Genomic DNA, 16,867 nt, shown 5'->3' on the forward strand with positions numbered 1-16,867 from the left:
CACCACACACGAAGCGCGTTGTCAATGATTTGGCATACCAAAACATTGGACGGCATACCAAATCAGGCGAATTCTGTCGCGATCCGCGCGCCGACCTCGACGAGCAGCGATCTGGCGTTCGCCATGCTCGTGGCCGCATCGGGTTCGAGCTCGCTGAGCGGATAGACGCGACGGAATCCGGCGCCCGCCGCCTGCCCCTCGGACAGCGTCGACCGCCCGCAGACGGCCACGACAGGCACACCGGCAGCCCGCGCAGCGGCGGCCACGCCGAGAGGCGTCTTGCCCCCGAGGCTCTGATCGTCGAGGCTGCCCTCGCCGGTGATGACGAGGTCGACACCCGCCAGACGATCGGCGAGGCCGGTGAGCCTCTGCACCACGTCGATGCCCGGTTCTCTTCGCGCACCGAGCACCGCGAGGGCCGCATAGCCCACGCCTCCCGCAGCACCCGCTCCGGCCGCGCCGGCCGCCGGTCGCACTCCCGGCTGCTGCTCGAGCAGTTCCGAGAACCGGCGCAGGCCTGTCTCGAGGACGGCGACATCGTCGGCGCTCGCCCCCTTCTGCGGCGCGAACACCGAAGCCGCCCCCCGGTCTCCCAGAAGAGGATTGTCGACGTCGCTCGCCAGCACGATCGTCGCGCCGGCGAGGCGCGGATCGAGACCCGACGCATCGACCTCGACGAGCTCGGCCAGCGCCGCACCGCCCGGCCGCACAGGGCGGTCGTGCGCACGCAGCGAGACGCCGAGCGCCTGCAGCATCCCCGCTCCCCCGTCGGTGTTCGCGCTGCCCCCGACTCCGAGCACGATCGTCGTGCACCCACGGTCGAGCGCCGCGATGATGAGTTCGCCGGTGCCGTGGCTGGTCGCCGTGAGCGCGGCCTTCTCGCCCCTGGGCAGCACGTCCAGCCCGCTCGCCGCCGCCATCTCGATGATCGCCTCGTCACCGCGCACGGCGAACCGCGCATCCAGTGGCGCGCCGGTCGGGCCCGTGACTCGCACGCTGACCGCCTCGAACCCGCTCGCGATCGCGGCCTCGACGGTGCCCTCGCCGCCATCGGCGACGGGCACCGTCTCGATCTCGGCATCCGGCGTCACCGAACGGATGCCGTCACCGAGTGCGGCCGCGACCTCGGCTCCTGTCGCGGAGCCCTTGAACTTGTCGGAGGCGATCAGGACGCGCATGTTGTGCTCAGTCCAGCAGTGCGTACACGGCCTCGGGCGCGTCGGCCGCCGTCGTCGCGAGGTCCTCGAACTCGTTCATGGTGTCGAGATCGGCGCCCATCGCGATGTTGGTCACCCGCTCGAGGATCACCTCGACGACCACCGGCACCTGGAACTCCTCACGCAGACGCTCAGCTTCGGCGAAGCCCGCGGCGAGGTCCTCCGGACGCTCCACGCGGATCGCCTTGCAACCGAGGCCTTCGGCGACCTTGACGTGGTCGACGCCGTAGCCCTGCGCGACGCTGTTCTCGTCGTAGGGGGTGTTGATGTTGTCGAAGGCGAGGGAGACCTCGTAGTCCATCTCGAACGGACGCTGCGACTGGCGGATCAGGCCGAGATAGCTGTTGTTCACCACGACGTGGATGTAGGGCAGCTTGTGCTGCGCCCCCACCGCGAGCTCCTCGATCATGAACTGGAAGTCGTAGTCGCCGCTCAGGGCGACGACGGTCTGCTCCGGCTTGCCCCGCACGACGCCGAGGGCGGCGGGCAGGGTCCAGCCGAGAGGTCCGGCCTGGCCTGCATTGATCCACTGACGGGGTCCGTACACGTGCAGCAGCTGGGCGCCGGCGATCTGCGACAGGCCGATCGTCGTCACGTAGGTGGTGTCATGGCCGAAGGCCGACAGCATCTCCTGATAGACGCGGTGCGGCTTCATGGGCACGTTGTCGAAGTTCGTCTTGCGCTGCAGACGCGCCTTGCGGTCGCGGCACTCCTGCGCCCAGCCGTTGTAGTCGGGCAGCTCGGCGACGCGGTCGCGCGCGGCCTCGAGCAGCGCGTCGATGAACGCGCCGGCGTCGGAGACCACACCGTAATCGGGCGCGAACACACGGCCGATCTGCGTGGGCTCGATGTCGACGTGCACGAAGGTGCGGCCCTTGCGGTATGTGTCGAGACCCCCGGTGTGGCGGTTCGCCCACCGGTTGCCGATGCCGAGCACGAAGTCGCTCTCGAGGAAGCTCGCGTTGCCGTAGCGCTGCGAGGTCTGGATGCCGACGAGGCCTCCGGCCAGCGGGTGGTCGTCGCCGATCGCGCCCCAGCCCATCAGGGTCGGGAACACCGGCGCGCCCAGGGTCTCGGCGAGCTCGACGAGCTTGTCCGAGGCGCCGGAGTTCACGATGCCGCCGCCGGCGATGATCGCGGGATGCTTCGAGGCGATGAGCATGTCGAGCACCTTCTCGGCCTGTGCACGCGTCGCCGTCGGCTTCGCGACAGGCAGGGGCTCGTAGGTGTCGATGTCGAACTCGATCTCGGTCATCTGCACGTCGAAGGGCAGATCGAGCAGCGCCGGACCGGGGCGCCCCGAGCGCATGATCTGGAACGCCGTCTGGAAGGCGCCAGGGATCTGGCCCGCCTCGAGCACGGTCTTGGCGAACTTCGTGACGGGCTTCGCGATCGAGGCGATGTCGACGGCCTGGAAGTCCTCCTTGTCGAGCTTGGCCACCGGCGCCTGGCCGGTGATGCACAGCATCGGGATGCTGTCGGCGATCGCCGCGTAGAGGCCGGTGATCATGTCGGTGCCCGCGGGGCCCGAGGTGCCGATGCAGATGCCGATGCGGCCGTCGCCGGTGCGGCTGTAGCCGTCGGCCATGTGGCTGGCGCCCTCGACGTGACGGGCCAGGGTGTGCCGGATGCCGCCGCCCTGGCGCATCGCGGAGTACAGGGGGTTGATGGCAGCACCTGGCAGGCCGAACGCCTCGGTGGCGCCCTCCTTCACCAGGATCTGGACGATGGCGTCCACTGCACGCATGCGAGTCATGAGAAGTCCTTAGGAATCAAGTCGGATCGGGATGCGCTGAGCTCAGCGACCGGAGAGTTCGGCGGTGAGCTTGAAGAGGCCCGAGTGGTCGAGGCCGCCGTCGCCACGGGCGACGAGGGCGTTCACGAGCTGCGCGACGGCTGCACCGAGGGGGACGGTGACCCCCACGGAACGTGCGGCCGAGGTGACGATGCCCAGATCCTTGTTGTGGAGGGCGAGGCGGAATCCGGGGGCGAAGTCGCGGTTCAGCATCTTCTGCCCCTTCTGGTCGAGGACCTTGGAGCCGGCGAGGCCGCCCCCGAGGACCTTGAGTGCGGCATCCATGTCGACGCCGAACGCCTCCAGGAAGACGACGGCCTCGGCGAGCGCCTGGATGTTCACCGCGACGATGAGCTGGTTGGCCGCCTTGACGGTCTGACCGGCACCGGCGGGGCCGACGTGGACGATGGTCTTGCCGATCGCCTGCAACACGGGCTCAGCGGCCGCGAAGTGCTCGGGAGATCCGCCGACCATGATCGAGAGGACGCCGTCGATCGCGCCCTGCTCGCCGCCCGAGACGGGGGCATCGACCGCACCGAATCCTGCGGCGACGGCCTCTTCGGCGAGCGTCTTGGCGACATCGGGACGGATCGAGGAGTTGTCGATCCAGAGCGCGCCGGACTTCGCATTCGCGAACACTCCGTCCTCGCCGCGCACGACGCCCTCGACGTCGGGGGAATCCGGAACCATCGTGATGACGACATCCGCGTCCTTGACGGCATCCGCGATGCTGGTGGCGCCCGTGCCGCCGGCCTCGACGAGCTTGTCGATCGGCTCCTGACTGCGGTTGAAACCGGTCACGTCGTAGCCGGCCTTGACGAGGTTCTCGGCCATGGGCAGGCCCATGATGCCGAGGCCGATGATGGCGATGCTGGTCATGTCTTCGCTCCTTCGCGGATCTTCTGTCGGTGGTTCAGGCGTTCGTGCTCGTGGTCGAGCTCAGCCAGGCGAAGGGGTCGGCCTGGGTCGCCTTGTATTCGAGCCCGATGGGGCCGGTGTAGCCGCCGGCCCGTGCCTCGGCGATCCACTGCTCCAGAGGCAGGTCGCCCGTGCCCGGCTCGCCGCGCCCCGGGGCGTCGGCGATCTGGACGTGACCGAACTCGGCGGCGTGGCCGGCGATGACCGCGGGGACGTCGTCGCCGTTCACGGCAAGGTGGTAGAAATCGGCGAGCAGCTTGACGTTGTCGACGCCGTGCTCGTCCTCGACGCGCTGGATGATCGCGAGCGCGTCGGCCGCGGTCTTCAGCGGGTAGGCATCCATGCCGGAGACGGGTTCGAGCAGGACGACGCCGCCGATCTTCGCGACGGCCGCGCCGGCGAACGCGAGGTTCTGCACGGCCAGGTCGTCCTGCGCCTGCGGATCCGTGCCTTCGATGCGATTGCCGTAGAGCGCGTTGAACGCCTTGGCGCCGAGGCGCTCGCCGATGCGGACGACGACATCGACGTTGGCGCGGAACTCGTCATCGCGGCCGACCCACGAGACGAGGCCGCGGTCGCCGCCGGGCATGTCGCCGGCGAAGAAGTTGAGACCGGTGAGCCGGACGCCCGCTTCCTCGATGGCCGTGGCGAACTCGTCGACCTCGTCCTGCGCGGGGACCGCGGAGGAGAACGGCCACCAGAACTCGACGGCATCGAAGCCGGCTGCCTTGACCGCCGCGGGCCGCTCGGTGATCGGCAGCTCGGTCAGCAGGATCGAAGCGTTGACGGTGTAGCTCATGACATCATCCTTGATTATCGGATTGTGGAAGAAAAGTTCCTTGTGATGAAAAGAGTACGCCCGCGGCGCGGGCGATGTCAACCGGCACGGCGGCGCGGTGGTGATCCTCAGTTCTTTCATATCGTGGATATGAACTTCTCTATTGCGGAATAGTCCGCTCCGGCGTTACTGTTCTCGAACGCCCTCATTCGGAGAGGCGTCCAGACTCAACTCGATGACGAGCAAGAGAGGTCTCCTCCATGTCTTCCACTGAATCGCCCGATCCCGTCCGATCGCCCACCGGGCACAAGGATCTGATCCCCCGCACCGGACTGATCGTCCCGAAAGCGAAGAAGGTCGGCCGCGTCCGCTGGGCCATCGGCTTCCTGCTGTTCTTCGCGGTGCTGATCAATTACATCGACCGCAGCTCGATGTCCATCGCGGAGCACGACATGAGGATGGAGTTCGGGCTCACAGAGGGTCAGATCGGCATCATCCTCGGCAGCTTCGGCTGGTCGTACGCGCTCATGCAGATCCCCATGGGAATGCTCCTGGACAAGATCGGCATCAAGTGGGTCATGCGGGCCGCGACAGTCCTGTGGGCCGTCTCGTGCTTCCTCACCGCCATGATCAGCGGCATGGGCCTGCTTCTCATCGCCCGACTGATCCTCGGCCTCGCCGAGGCGCCGATCTTCCCCGGCGCCATGAAGACCACGAGCTACTGGTTCCCGCGCAGCGAGCGCGGAATGGCCACCGTGATCTTCGACAGCGGCCAGCGCCTCTCCAACGTGATCGGCTTCCCCCTCGTCGGCGCCGCCGTCGCCCTGTTCGGATGGCGCGGCGCGTTCATCACCATCGGCGTGCTCAGCCTGATCTACTTCATCGTCTTCTTCGTCTTCTACCGCGACCCGAAGGAGATGAACCGCAAGGGCCGGCTGAGCGACGCCGAACTGAGCCACATCCTCGACGGCGGCGCGCAGCACGAAGACGCTCCGACGCCGAACCCGCTCGCCAACCTCGGATACATCCTGCGCCAGCGCAAGGTCTGGGGCATGTCGCTCGGACTCGGCTGCGCCGGCTACGTGCAGTGGATGCTGCTCACCTGGCTGCCGGGGTTCCTGCAGTCCCAGATGCACATGGACGTCGCGAAGTCGGGTCTGTTCACCGCCGTCCCCTGGTTGTTCGCCGTCGTCGTGCAGTACCTGCTACCCGGCTATCTGCTGGATCGACTGGTTCGCAACGGGAAGTCCAGCACAGCGGTTCGACGAGTGTTCATCATCGGCGGCATGGTGCTCGCCACCACGATCGTCGGAACGGCGTTCACCACCGACCTCGTCTGGTCGCTCATCTGGATCACGCTGGGGATCACGGGCATCACCATCACCTTCAGCGTGACGAACTCGCTGCCCGCCCTGATCGCCCCGGAGGGCTCTGTGGGCGCGACGGGTGCTGTCATGAACACGGTGAACAACCTCATCGGCACGACCGCCCCGATCGTCACCGGGTTCATCGTGCAGTTCACCGGCAGCTTCGCCTGGGCATTCATCGTCGCCGGCGTCATGCTGGTCATCGGCATCATCTTCTACACGGTGGTGCTCGGCCGGATCGAGCAGATCCCGACCGTCGAGGAGCGTGCCGCCGCCGAGGTCGCGACGAGCGCCTGACCCGTCAGATCCGTCGAAGGGGGTGTGCCGGTACCGGCACACCCCCTTCGCGCGTCCCTCTGCGCTGACGGTTCGGTCACGTCTGTGGCGGGCCGCCCGGCTCCGCACCCTGCCGATGCGTGACCGAACCCCAGGGCTGTCACGCTCGCGGTGAGCCGAATCCCATCACACCCTGCCGAGGCGTGACCGAGGTGCGCCCACCGCTGACCATGCGCCGACGGATGCGGGCGGGCCGAAATGCGCCGGACAAGCGAATCGCACCTCCCCAGGACGGAGAGGTGCGATTCGTTCGTCAGGACGGCGCTCAGGTGAGCTTGATCTGGCGGTTCATGTCCTTGTAGAGCAGGTAGCGGAAGTCCTCGGGGCCGCCGGCGTAGCAAGCCTGGGGGCAGAAGGCGCGCAGCAGCATGTAGTCGCCGGCCTCGCACTCGACCCAGTCGTCGTTGAGGCGGTAGACGGCCTTGCCCTGCAGCACGAACAGTCCGTGCTCCATGACGTGCGTCTCGGCGAACGGGATCGATCCGCCCGGCTTGAACGTGACGATGTTCACCTGCATGTCGTGCGCCATGTCGCTCGCGTCGGAGAAGCGCGTGGTCGACCACACGTCGTCGGTGTCGGGCATCGAGACCGGCTCGATGTCCTTGTCGCTCGTGACGAAGGATGCCGGAGCGTCCACACCCTCGAGCCACTCGTACGCCTTGCGGATCCAGTGGAAGCTCGTGATCTCCTCGCCATCGTTCGCGAGCGACCATGACGCACCAGGCGCGATGAAGGCGTAGCCGCCCTCCTCCAGCACGTGCGTCTCGCCCTCGAGCGTGAGCGTGAGGCGCCCGGTCGTGACGAACACGACGCCCTCGACACCCGCCTCGACCTCGGGCTTCGCCGCTCCACCGCCGGGCGCGATCTCGACGATCAGCTGCGAGAACGTGGTCGCCGAGCTCGGGGTCGGCCGCGCGATGATCCACGCGCGGGTGTTCGTGAAGCCGGGAAGGCTGCTGGTGACGATGTCGCGCAGCACGCCCTTCGGGATGAACGTGTAGGCGAGCTTGACGACCGCGCGATCGGTGAGCAGGTCGGTCTGCGGCGGCAGGCCGCCGGCCGGGGTGTAGTAGGACATCATGCCTCCTTGGCGATGAGTTTCGGGTGGGCGAGACGCACGAGCTCTGTCGGCTCGGATCCCGTGGCTGAACGCACCTCGTCGATCGTGACGGCTCCGCACTCCAGTCCGCGCACGACGAAGCGGGCGAGGGCTCTGGCTGTGGCGGGCTCGTCCATGATGGCCGCGTCACTGCCGTGCAGGTAGTTGTCGAGGCGTTTCGCCGCGGCGGCGAAGCCTTCGCGGTAGAAGGCGTAGGTCGCGAGGAACCGGGTGGGCAGCTGTGGTGCTGCGAGGTCCCAGCCCTGGTAGTAGCCGCGCTCGAGCGAGCGCCGCACGAGTCGGGCGTGCAGCTGCCACGCGGCCAGCGCGTTCTCGCCCACCGGGATCACGTTGGTCGACCCGTCCGAGAGCCGCACGCCGGTCTCGGCGACGGCGACCTGCATGACCTGCTTGGCGTAGTCGGCGGCCGGATGCTCCATCGACTGGTACGCCGCGGCGATCTGCAGCGAGGCGCTGTAGTCGTAGGTGCCGTAGTGCAGCGCCGACACCCGCCCGTTCGCCCGGTGCAGGAGCGCTGCGACCGGCACCGATCCGTCGGCGGCGATGATCAGCTGCGGGGTCTCCATCTGCACCTCGAAGCGCAGGCGCCCGGCATCCAATCCGAGGCGCTCCTCGAAGACCTCGCACAGCGAGACCATCGCTTCGACCTGCGCGGCCGTGGTCACCTTCGGCAGGGTCAGCACGAGCCCGTCGGGGAGAGGCCCGAGCGAGGCGAGCGTCGACAGGAACAGATCGAGGGTGCGGATGCCGCGGCGCCGGGTCGGCGCCTCGAAGCACTTGAAGCGGATGCCGATGAAGGGCGGGGCGACGCCTGCCGACACGGCTGCGGCGACGCGCTGCGCGGCGAGCACGGCATCCGCGTCCTCCTCGTCATCCGGCCGGGCGCCGTAGCCGTCCTCGAAATCGAGGCGGAGGTCTTCGATCGGCTCGGCGAGAAGCTTGGCGTCGACCAGGGGCGCGAGTTCGCCCGCGAGGTGCCCGAGCCCGATCGCTTCGGCCAGTGCCGCCGTGCCGCCGAACGCGGCCACGGCCTCGGCCGCCTGCGCGCCGAAGCGCGACGGGAGTTCGGGATCGTACCGATCGGCGGGCACGTACAGCGTGTGCACGGGCTGTCGGGTGCCGTCGTCGCCGGGGTACTCGGTGGCGAGAAGGGCGTCGGTGCCGGCGAGCCGGGAGTCGATGCCGGCGAGGTCGTCCTCGGTGAGAGCTGTCATGGCTGCGGTCACTCTTTCGTCGCGCCGGCTTCGACGACGCGGACGATGGCTTCCGCGACCGCGCCGGCCACCAGCGGGTCGAAGACGCTGGGGATGATGAAGCTCGCGTTGAGCTCGTCCTCCCCCACTCGCGCGGCGATCGCGTCGGCGGCTGCGACCAGCATAGGCGGCGTGATGTCCGACACGCCCGCGTCGAGAAGACCGCGGAAGAAGCCGGGGAACGCGAGCACGTTGTTGATCTGATTGGGGAAGTCGCTGCGCCCGGTGGCGACGACGGCCGCGTGTCTGGATGCGACGATCGGGTCGATCTCGGGCGTCGGGTTCGCCATCGCGAACACGATCGCGTCGTCGGCCATCGCCGCGATGTCGGCCTCGTCGAGCACGTTCGGAGCGCTGACGCCGATGAAGACGTCGGCGCCGACCACGGCCTCTTTGAGCGAGCCCCGGAATCCGCGCGGGTTGGTGGTCGCGGCGATCTCGACGCGGTGCGCGTCGGCGTACTCGCCACCAGCGTGGATCGCGCCGTCTCGACCGGCGGCGACGATGTCGTGCGCGCCCTCGGCGAGCAGCAGCTGGATGATGGCGTTGCCGGCGGCGCCCACGCCTGAGACGACGATGCGCACGTCGCCGATCGACTTGCCGACGACCTTGAGCGCGTTGCGCAGCGCCGCGAGGGTGACGATCGCGGTGCCGTGCTGGTCGTCGTGGAACACCGGGATGTCGAGCTCTTCACGCAGCCGGGCCTCGATCTCGAAGCAGCGCGGAGCCGCGATGTCCTCGAGGTTCACGCCGCCGTACACGGGGGCGATCGCCTTGACGATCTTGATGATCTCCTCGGTGTCCTTGGTGTCGAGGCAGACCGGCCAGGCGTCGACGTTCGCGAACTGCTTGAACAGCGCGGCTTTGCCTTCCATCACGGGGAGCGCGGCCTCGGGGCCGATGTCGCCGAGGCCGAGGACGGCGGTGCCGTCGGTGACGACCGCGATCGTGTTGCGCTTGACCGTGAGCTGTCGAGCCTTGCTCTTGTCCTCGGCGATCGCCATGCAGACGCGGGCGACGCCCGGCGTGTACGCGCGGGACAGGTCGTCGCGGTTGCGCAGCGGGACACGGGGGTTGACCTCGAGTTTGCCGCCCAGGTGCATGAGGAACGTGCGGTCGCTCACGAGACGCACCGTGACGCCCTCGAGCGCGTCGACCGCCTCGCGCACCTGATCGGCGTGCTCCTCACCCGTGGTGTTGCAGGTCAGGTCGACGACGATCGTCGTGGGGTGCGATTCGACGACGTCGAGTGCCGTGATCGCGGCGCCCGCTCCGGCAGCAGCGGCGGCGAGCTCGCTCGTGACGCTGAACTTCGACGGGGCGTCGATGCGCAGGGTGATCGAGTTGCCGGGTCCCGGATTGGCCATGTTTCCTCCTCGTCGAGGTGAGCCGGCCGAAATCGGCGGCACACACGATGCACTTCTCTGAAATCTCCACGATTTTCGTATCGTGGACTCTATTATCTACTTTATGGAAAGTTGATGCAAGCCTGGATACGATGAGGGGCGAGATTTTCGATACGCGGCTTTCGCATGGTGAAATGATGGCGAGCAGGAGGTTCTTAATGGCTGAGAGCAAGACCCCGAAGAGCGCCGGATCCGGTGTGCAGTCGGTCGAGCGCGTGTTCGAGCTCCTGGAGCTGGTGACGGATGCCGGCGGCGACGTCACGCTGAGCGAACTCGCGGCATCCACCGATCTGCCCCTTCCGACGATCCACCGCCTGCTGCGCACACTCGTGACGCTCGGCTACGCCCGGCAGCTGCCGAACAGGCGCTATGCGCTGGGCCCGCGGCTGATCCGCATCGGCGAAGGCGCACAACGCCAGTTCGGAGCGCTGGCGCGGCCGCAGTTGAAGGGCCTCGTCGACGCGCTCGGCGAGAGCGCCAACATGGCCGTGCTCGACGGCGACATGGTCGTCTACGTCGCGCAGGTGCCGTCGCTGCACTCCATGCGCATGTTCACCGAGGTCGGCCGCCGCGCCCACCTGCACGACACGGGCGTCGGAAAGGCGATCCTCGCGCAGCTGCCCGACGAGACCGTGCGCGGCATCGTCTCGCGCGCCGGCATGCCCACTCCGACCGAGCACAGCATCGGCACGGTCGACGCCCTGCTCGCGGAGCTCGACGTGATCCGCGAACGCGGCTACGCGATCGACGATCAGGAGCAGGAGATCGGCGTGCGCTGCTTCTCGATGGCCGTGCCTGACGCTCCGACCCCGACTGCGGTGTCGGTCTCGGGTCCGATCTCCCGCGTCGACGAGGCTTTCGGCGCACGCGCCGTGCCGTTGCTGCGCCGCGCCGCCGAGGCGATCGTCGGAGACCTCGCCAGCTGAGGTCCGCCGCGCGCCCCTGCCGTTCGGGAGGAGCTCGCACGTTCGGGAGGAGGAATCATCCGGATTCCTCCTCCCGAACGTCTTCTCCCCTCCCGAACGTGAACCCTTGCGCGCGTCCACCCGGACTCGCATTACGCCCGAGTTGCAGATGACCTGGCATCGCGCGCGCCCATCCGACAGGATGGGCGCATGTTCGAGAGCGACGTCGCGGATGTCCCCCAGCTGAGCTCCACGGGCCTGCTGCCCGGCGGCGACGAGATCGCCGAGCTCGTCGGCCTCGCCCATGCCCGCTATGCCGAGGACGGCGCCGGAGCGGTGGCCGACTACATCCCGATCCTCGCCGAGGCCGACCCGTCGTGGTTCGGACTCTCGCTCGTCGGGGTCGACGGCCGGTCTGCGTCCGCCGGAGACATCGACGTGGCGTTCTCGATCCAGTCCATCTCGAAAGCGTTCGTCTTCGCGCTGGTCTGCGAGGAGCTCGGGCACGAGGCGATCCACGACGTGGTCGGCGTGAACAACACCGGGCTCGCATTCAACTCGGTGGTCGCTGTGGAGCTCAACGGCGGCAGCCCGATGAACTCGATGGTCAACGCCGGTGCGATCGCGACGACCGCGTTGGTGCCGGCGGCCGACGCCGATGAGAGATGGCAGCGCATCCGCGACGGCCTCAGCCGCTTCGCCGGGCGTCCGCTGGCGCTCGACGGCGAGGTGTACCGTTCCGAGTCCTTCTCCAACCACCGCAACCAGGCACTGGCGAGGCTTCTCCAGAGCTATGATCGGCTCGCGATCGACCCCGTCGAGGCGGTCGACATCTACACCCGGCAGTGTTCGCTGGCGGTGACCGCGGCCGACCTCGCGGTGATGGGGGCCACGCTCGCCGCGGGAGGGACGAATCCGCTCACCGGGGACCGCGTCATCTCGGTGGAGACCAGTCGCGACACGCTCGCGCTGCTCGCCTCATGCGGCATGTACGAACGCAGCGGGGAGTGGCTCTTCGAGATCGGGCTCCCCGCGAAGTCGGGGGTCTCCGGGGGCATCGTCGCCATCGCCCCCGGCAAGGGCGCCGTCGGAACGTTCTCGCCTCCGCTCGACCCGGCCGGCAACAGCGTGCGCGGCCAGCGGGCGTGCGCCTACCTCTCCCGCGCTCTCGGACTCAACCTGTTCGCCTCCGCTCCCCCGGCATCCTCCCCAGACGCCTCCCCCACCATTGGAGTCCCCTGATGTCCTCAGCCAAAGAACCGGGAACCCCGGCCCCTCCTTCCGAGGAGCGGCGCTCGTGGGCGCCGATGATCGGACTGTTCCTCGCCCAGGTCCTGATGTCGTTCAACGTCGCGGCCCTGCCGATCTCCCTCGGCGGGATGGTCGAGGACTTCGACGTCCCGCCGACGACCGCGAGTTCGACCATCGTCGTCTACGGCATCGCGGTCGCCGCCCTGGTGATGACGGGGGCGAAACTCGGCCAGCGCATCGGCTGGGTCCTCATCTTCCGGGTCGTGGTCGCGGTCTTCGCCGTGTCCTCCGTGCTCATGATCACGGCGCAGACGATCGATTGGGCCATCGGCGGACAAGTGCTGGCCGGCGCCTCCGCCGCCATCATCGTCCCCGCCCTCGTGGCCCTGATCGCGGAGAACTACCGCGGGGCGCAGCAGGCGACCGCGGTCGGCTCGCTCGGGTCGGCGCGCGCGTTCTCGGGCATCAGCGCATTCCTGATCGGCGGCACGCTCGGCACGTTCGTCGGCTGGCGCCCGATCTTCTTCATCACGCTCGGCCTCGCGGTCGTCGTCTTCCTGCTGAGCTTCCGGCTGCGGTCGGACAGGGGCAATCCCGGCATCCGCATCGATCTCGTGGCCTCCGTTCTCATCGGCGCCGCGATCGTGCTGCTCACCCTCGGCTTCAACAATCTCAACGGGTGGGGCATCATCGCCGCCTCGCCGAACGCGCCGTTCTCGGTGCTCGGGCTTTCGCCCGCGCCGGTCTTCGTGATCCTCGGCATCTTGCTCGGTCAGGCGTTCTTCCTCTGGACCCGCCGCCGGATGAGGCTCGGGAAGGTGCCGCTCGTCGACCTCGGCGTGCTCGGCCGCGGCTCGGAGCGCGCCGCGGTGTACGCGATGTTCATCATCGTGGCGATGGAGGCCGCCGTGAACTTCACGGTGCCGACCTACATCCAGGTCGTGCAGGGGCGAACGCCGTTCGACACATCGCTCGCCATGATGCCCTTCAACCTGACCGTCTTCCTCACGGCGACGCTCATCGTGCGCTTCTACAAGCGCTTCAGCCCGCGGCGGATCGCCCTGTTCTCCTTCGCGCTCACGACGGCGGCCCTGGTGTGGCTGTCCTTCGTGGTGACGAACAACTGGGAGACCCTGCCCACGATCATCGGTCTCGTGGCATTCGGAATCGGCCAGGGAGCCCTCGTCACGCTCGTGTTCAACGTGCTGGTCACCGCGGCCCCGAAGGAGCTCGCCGGCGACGTCGGGTCGATCCGCGGCACCACGCAGAACCTCGCGAGCGCGGTCGGCACCGCCGTGATGGGTGGGCTGCTCGTGACGATGCTGAGCATGGGGTTCACCCAGGCGGTCACCGACCACCCCGACCTGCCGCCCGAGCTGATGGAGCAGGTCGACCTCGACCAGGTGAACTTCGTCAGCAACGACGATCTGCGCGCGAAGTTCGAGGAGACGGAGGCCACGACCGCGCAGATCGACGCGGCCGTCGCGATCAACGAGGAGCAGCGTCTGCGTACGCTGAAGCTCGGGTTCCTCGTGCTCGCCGGCATCAGCCTCGCCGCCGCCCTGCCCGCATCCCGTCTGCCCCGTTACCGCCCGGAGGAGATCCCGGATCCCTCGCCGACGCGCTAGGGACCCCGCAGCCACGGTCAGGCGGTCACGCTTCAGCGCACCTGCACGCCCTCGAACCCGCCTGAAGCGCGACCGACACGCGGGTTCAGTCACGCTTCGGCCGGCTGGCGCATTCGCCAACCCGCCTGAAGTGTGACCGAACCCGCGCTCCTGAGCGAGAATCCCTACTCTGCGTCGGAGCCGCTCGTGCCGGCGTTCACGTCGAGCAGGCGGTACTTCTCGAAGGCCTGAGCGGGGAGCGCGGCATCCACCTCTCCGCGCTTCGCGAGCAGCTGCAGAGTGCGCACCACGACCGACGGGCCGTCGATCTTGAAGAACCGTCGGGCGGCGGCGCGGGTGTCCGAGAAACCGAAGCCGTCGGCGCCGAGGGTCGCCCAGTCGTTGGGAACGAACTGGCGCACCTGATCGGGCAGGTCCTTGGCGTAGTCGCTGACGGCGACGATCGGGCCCTCCGATCCCGCGAGCTGCGACACGAGGAAGGGCGTACGAGAGCCGCGGCCGAGGAACTCGTCCTCCTCGGCGGCGACGGCGTCGCGGCGCAGCTCGGTCCACGAGGTGACCGAGAACACGTCGGCGACGATGCCCCAGTCGTCGCGCAGCAGCTGCTGCGCCTCGAGCGCCCAGGTCACGCCGATCCCCGAGGCGAGCAGGTGAGTGCGCGGGTTCTCGACGGCGGAGATGCGGTGGATGCCGCCCAGGATGCCGTCGACGTCGACCCCTTCGGGTTCGGCAGGCTGCACGATCGGCTCGTTGTAGACCATGAGGTTGTAGATCACGTTCCGGTCCTGGGACGAGGGGCCGTACATGCGCTCGATGCCTGCACGCATGATGTGCCCGATCTCGTAGCCGAACGCGGGATCGTAGGTGACGACCGCCGGGTTCGTCGCCGCGAGGATCGGCGAGTGCCCGTCGGCGTGCTGCAGCCCCTCGCCGGTCAGCGTGGTGCGCCCGGCAGTGGCGGAGATCAGGAATCCGCGCGCCATCTGGTCGGCTGCAGCCCACAGGGAGTCGCCCGTGCGCTGGAAGCCGAACATCGAGTAGAACACGTACACGGGGATCAGCGGTACACCGTGCGTGGCGTAGGCGGTGCCCGCGGCGGTGAACGCCGCGATGGAGCCCGCCTCGTTGATGCCGACGTGCAGGATCTGCCCCGACGTGGACTCCTTGTACGAAAGGACGATCTCGCGGTCGACCGCCAGGTAGTTCTGGCCGTTCGGGTTGTAGATCTTCGCGGTCGGGAAGAACGCGTCCATGCCGAAGGTGCGCGCCTCGTCGGGGATGATCGGGACGATCCTCTTGCCGAACTCCGGGTCGCGCATGAGGTCCTTCAGCACGCGCACGAACGCCATGGTCGTGGCGGCCTGCTGCTTGCCGGAGCCGCGGGCCGCAACCTCGTACGCCTTCTCGTCGGGCAGGGCGATCTCGCCCGAGGCGTGCGGGCGCCGCTCGGGCAGGTAGCCGCCGAGCGCGCGACGGCGCTCCTGCAGATACGCGATCTCTTCGGCATCCGCCCCCGGGTGATAGTACGGCGGCCGGTACGGGTCGGCCTCGAGCTGAGCGTCTGTGATCGGCACCCGCAGATGGTCGCGGAAGTCCTTGAGGTCCTGCAGCGTGAGCTTCTTCATCTGGTGGGTCGCGTTGCGCGCCTCGAAGCGCTGACCGAGCCCGTAGCCCTTGACCGTCTTGACGAGGATGACCGTGGGCCTGCCGTTGCGCTCCATGGACTTCGCGTACGCCGCGTACACCTTGCGGTAGTCGTGGCCGCCTCGCTTGAGGCCCCAGATCTGGTCGTCGGTGAGGCCGTCGACCAGGGCCCGGGTGCGCGGATCGCGACCGAAGAAGTTCTCGCGGATGAATCCGCCCGACTCGGCCTTGTAGGTCTGGTAGTCGCCGTCGACGGTGGTGTTCATGATGTCGACGAGGGCGCCGTCGGCATCCGCGTCGAGCAGCGAGTCCCACTCGCGGCCCCAGATCACCTTGATGACGTTCCATCCGGCGCCGCGGAAGAAGCCCTCGAGCTCCTGGATGATCTTTCCGTTGCCGCGCACGGGGCCGTCGAGGCGCTGCAGATTGCAGTTGACGACGAACGTGAGGTTGTCGAGGCCGTCGTTCGCGGCGAGCTGCAGCAGACCGCGCGACTCCGGCTCGTCCATCTCGCCGTCGCCGAGGAACGCCCACACGTGCTGGTCGGAGGTGTCCTTCAGACCGCGGCCTTCCAGGTAGCGGTTCGACTGCGCCTGATAGATCGCGTTCATCGGTCCGATGCCCATCGACACGGTCGGAAACTCCCAGAACTCGGGCATGAGCCGCGGATGCGGGTATGACGAGAGCGCGTGCCCCTGGCGGGACTTCTCCTGGCGGAAGCCGTCGAGATCCTCTTCGCCCAGACGCCCCTCCATGAAGGCGCGAGCGTACATCCCGGGCGAGGCGTGCCCCTGAAAGTAGATCTGATCGCCACCGCCGGGGTGGTCCTTGCCCCGGAAGAAGTGGTTGAAGCCGACCTCGTACAGGGTCGCGGCGCCCGCGTAGGTGGAGATGTGCCCGCCGACGCCGATGCCGGGTCGCTGCGCGCGGTGCACCATGACGGCGGCGTTCCACCGCATCCAGGCGCGGTAGCGTCGCTCGAGCTCCTCGTCACCGGGGTACTCGGGCTCGTCGGCGGACGCGATCGAGTTGACGTAGTCCGTCGTGGCGATCGGCTCGGAGCGGATGCCGGCATGGCCTGCCAGCGTGCGGACGATGTGCTCGCCACGGTCGGAGCCGCGTTCGGCGATGAGCGCATCGAGCGATTCGAGCCACTCAGCGGTCTCCTCGGGGTCGAGGTCGGCTGCGGTGGCGGAGGCGCGAGTGTCGGTCACTGTTCGGCCTTTCTTGTTAGATAGGGGGAGAGGTC

The 16,867-nt window shown here is 68.3% G+C and carries 12 protein-coding genes; 4 read left to right on the plus strand and 8 right to left on the minus strand.

The features are described 5' to 3' along the window. Positions 1-62 precede the first annotated feature (62 nt). The 4 genes from QFZ53_RS00585 to QFZ53_RS00600 are packed head-to-tail and all read right to left on the minus strand — an operon-like array spanning position 63 to position 4,729. Positions 63-1,178 (minus strand): glycerate kinase, encoded by a 1,116-nt coding sequence (locus QFZ53_RS00585; protein WP_307292436.1) that lies wholly within the window; start codon positions 1,176-1,178, stop codon positions 63-65. 7 nt (positions 1,179-1,185) lie between these two features. After that, positions 1,186-2,973, minus strand: a complete 1,788-nt coding sequence (gene gcl, locus QFZ53_RS00590; RefSeq protein WP_307292437.1) for a glyoxylate carboligase — start codon at positions 2,971-2,973, stop codon at positions 1,186-1,188. Between the two features lie 42 nt (positions 2,974-3,015). Next, on the minus strand, positions 3,016-3,891 hold the full coding sequence (locus QFZ53_RS00595; protein WP_292904969.1) for a 2-hydroxy-3-oxopropionate reductase: 876 nt from the start codon (positions 3,889-3,891) through the stop codon (positions 3,016-3,018). Between the two features lie 34 nt (positions 3,892-3,925). Beyond that, positions 3,926-4,729, minus strand: a complete 804-nt coding sequence (locus QFZ53_RS00600) for a hydroxypyruvate isomerase family protein (RefSeq protein ID WP_307292439.1) — start codon at positions 4,727-4,729, stop codon at positions 3,926-3,928. A gap of 239 nt (positions 4,730-4,968) precedes the next feature. Between QFZ53_RS00600 and QFZ53_RS00605 the strand changes: the two genes are divergently transcribed. Beyond that, a complete protein-coding gene (locus QFZ53_RS00605; protein WP_292904964.1) occupies positions 4,969-6,372 on the plus strand; it encodes an MFS transporter in 1,404 nt (467 codons plus the stop codon). 304 nt (positions 6,373-6,676) lie between these two features. Here QFZ53_RS00605 and QFZ53_RS00610 read toward each other — a convergent pair whose 3' ends face one another. Genes QFZ53_RS00610 through QFZ53_RS00620 form a run of 3 tightly spaced genes read right to left on the minus strand, consistent with a single transcriptional unit; the run spans position 6,677 to position 10,151 of the window. Further along, positions 6,677-7,492 (minus strand): bifunctional allantoicase/(S)-ureidoglycine aminohydrolase, encoded by an 816-nt coding sequence (locus tag QFZ53_RS00610; protein ID WP_307292440.1) that lies wholly within the window; start codon positions 7,490-7,492, stop codon positions 6,677-6,679. Then, positions 7,489-8,745, minus strand: coding sequence for a DUF6986 family protein (locus tag QFZ53_RS00615; protein ID WP_307292442.1), 1,257 nt, complete (start codon positions 8,743-8,745; stop codon positions 7,489-7,491). The genes QFZ53_RS00610 and QFZ53_RS00615 overlap by 4 nt, the downstream gene beginning before the upstream one ends. An 8-nt stretch (positions 8,746-8,753) precedes the next feature. Further along, positions 8,754-10,151, minus strand: a complete 1,398-nt coding sequence (locus QFZ53_RS00620; RefSeq protein ID WP_307292444.1) for an NAD-dependent malic enzyme — start codon at positions 10,149-10,151, stop codon at positions 8,754-8,756. A gap of 197 nt (positions 10,152-10,348) precedes the next feature. Between QFZ53_RS00620 and QFZ53_RS00625 the strand changes: the two genes are divergently transcribed. The 3 genes from QFZ53_RS00625 (at position 10,349) to QFZ53_RS00635 (ending at position 13,974) form a co-directional block, all read left to right on the plus strand. After that, positions 10,349-11,116, plus strand: coding sequence for an IclR family transcriptional regulator (locus tag QFZ53_RS00625; RefSeq protein WP_307292445.1), 768 nt, complete (start codon positions 10,349-10,351; stop codon positions 11,114-11,116). 189 nt (positions 11,117-11,305) lie between these two features. Next, entirely contained in the window at positions 11,306-12,337 is a 1,032-nt protein-coding gene (gene glsA / locus QFZ53_RS00630; RefSeq protein WP_307292447.1) for a glutaminase A, read from the plus strand. Further along, complete coding sequence (locus QFZ53_RS00635) at positions 12,337-13,974, plus strand: MFS transporter (protein ID WP_307292449.1); 1,638 nt, start codon at positions 12,337-12,339, stop codon at positions 13,972-13,974. The genes glsA and QFZ53_RS00635 overlap by 1 nt, the downstream gene beginning before the upstream one ends. 164 nt (positions 13,975-14,138) lie before the next feature. Here QFZ53_RS00635 and aceE read toward each other — a convergent pair whose 3' ends face one another. Next, positions 14,139-16,832, minus strand: a complete 2,694-nt coding sequence (aceE, locus tag QFZ53_RS00640) for a pyruvate dehydrogenase (acetyl-transferring), homodimeric type (RefSeq protein WP_307292451.1) — start codon at positions 16,830-16,832, stop codon at positions 14,139-14,141. Positions 16,833-16,867: the final 35 nt, after the last annotated feature.

This window comes from Microbacterium natoriense, from assembly GCF_030816295.1.
Classification (GTDB): domain Bacteria; phylum Actinomycetota; class Actinomycetes; order Actinomycetales; family Microbacteriaceae; genus Microbacterium; species Microbacterium natoriense_A.

Coding starts and splice junctions, on each gene's coding strand:
- QFZ53_RS00615 (WP_307292442.1), bottom strand. CDS start 8,745: ATGACAGCTCTCACCGAGGACGACCTCGCCGGCATCGACTCCCGGCTC.
- QFZ53_RS00635 (WP_307292449.1), top strand. CDS start 12,337: ATGTCCTCAGCCAAAGAACCGGGAACCCCGGCCCCTCCTTCCGAGGAG.
- QFZ53_RS00610 (WP_307292440.1), bottom strand. CDS start 7,492: ATGATGTCCTACTACACCCCGGCCGGCGGCCTGCCGCCGCAGACCGAC.
- QFZ53_RS00600 (WP_307292439.1), bottom strand. CDS start 4,729: ATGAGCTACACCGTCAACGCTTCGATCCTGCTGACCGAGCTGCCGATC.
- QFZ53_RS00595 (WP_292904969.1), bottom strand. CDS start 3,891: ATGACCAGCATCGCCATCATCGGCCTCGGCATCATGGGCCTGCCCATG.
- QFZ53_RS00625 (WP_307292445.1), top strand. CDS start 10,349: ATGGCTGAGAGCAAGACCCCGAAGAGCGCCGGATCCGGTGTGCAGTCG.
- QFZ53_RS00620 (WP_307292444.1), bottom strand. CDS start 10,151: ATGGCCAATCCGGGACCCGGCAACTCGATCACCCTGCGCATCGACGCC.
- QFZ53_RS00605 (WP_292904964.1), top strand. CDS start 4,969: ATGTCTTCCACTGAATCGCCCGATCCCGTCCGATCGCCCACCGGGCAC.
- QFZ53_RS00585 (WP_307292436.1), bottom strand. CDS start 1,178: ATGCGCGTCCTGATCGCCTCCGACAAGTTCAAGGGCTCCGCGACAGGA.
- glsA (WP_307292447.1), top strand. CDS start 11,306: ATGTTCGAGAGCGACGTCGCGGATGTCCCCCAGCTGAGCTCCACGGGC.
- gcl (WP_307292437.1), bottom strand. CDS start 2,973: ATGACTCGCATGCGTGCAGTGGACGCCATCGTCCAGATCCTGGTGAAG.